Here is a 421-nt window from a genome sequence, read left to right on the forward strand (position 1 = left end):
CCGCACCGCGCTGCCGGCGCCGGTCGATGGCTACGTGGCGCGGCGCAGCGTGCAGCTGGGTCAACGCGTGGCGGCGGGCGCGCCGCTGATGGCCGTGGTGCCGCTGCAGCAAGTCTGGGTGGAGGCGAACTTCAAGGAAAACCAGTTGCGCAACCTGCGCCTGGGCCAGCCGGCCACGCTCACGGCCGACCTCTACGGCAAGCAGGTCCGGTACCGCGGCACGGTGGCCGGGCTGGGGGTGGGCACCGGGGCGGCCTTTGCCCTGCTGCCGCCGCAGAACGCCACCGGCAACTGGATCAAGGTGGTGCAGCGCGTGCCGGTGCGCATCGCGCTGGACGCCGACGAGCTGGCAGCGCATCCGCTGCGCGTCGGGCTGTCCATGGACGTGCAGGTGGACACGCGCGAGCGCGGCGGCCGGTCG

General features: G+C 73.9%; 1 pseudogene. It reads left to right on the top strand.

Annotated features, from left to right (window positions below):
- Positions 1–421 (top strand): annotated as a pseudogene (locus tag A612_RS01690) (EmrA/EmrK family multidrug efflux transporter periplasmic adaptor subunit); the annotation flags it as partial.

It is taken from the genome of Melaminivora alkalimesophila (assembly GCF_000282995.1).
In the GTDB taxonomy this organism is placed as follows: Bacteria; Pseudomonadota; Gammaproteobacteria; order Burkholderiales; family Burkholderiaceae_C; genus Melaminivora; species Melaminivora alkalimesophila.